Genomic DNA, 270 nt, shown 5'->3' on the forward strand with positions numbered 1-270 from the left:
GGCAGGGCAAGGGGAATAAAGACCGGGTATTGCCCCTCGGCGAACGGGCCTTAAACTGGCTCCAGTTCTATCAGCAGCAGATTCGCCCGCAACTGCTGGTCACCCCGGACATCCAGTCGCTGTTCGTGGCAATGGACGGTCTCGACGGGTTGCAGCCGAACGGTATCACCCATGCCGTGAGCGGTTATATCCGGGCCGCCGGCATTGAGAAAAAAGGCGCCTGCCACCTGTTCCGGCATGCGATGGCAACCCAGATGCTGGAGAACGGGG

Annotated in this window: 1 protein-coding gene; it reads left to right on the forward strand. The window is 61.1% G+C overall.

Annotation, left to right across the window (positions count from 1 at the left end; all coding sequences use genetic code 11):
* Positions 1-270, forward strand: a 270-nt coding sequence (locus tag EAE93_RS24150; protein ID WP_214040753.1) for a tyrosine-type recombinase/integrase, incomplete at both ends; no start/stop codon positions are given.

The organism is Photorhabdus akhurstii, from assembly GCF_018448925.1.
Lineage (GTDB): Bacteria > Pseudomonadota > Gammaproteobacteria > Enterobacterales > Enterobacteriaceae > Photorhabdus > Photorhabdus akhurstii.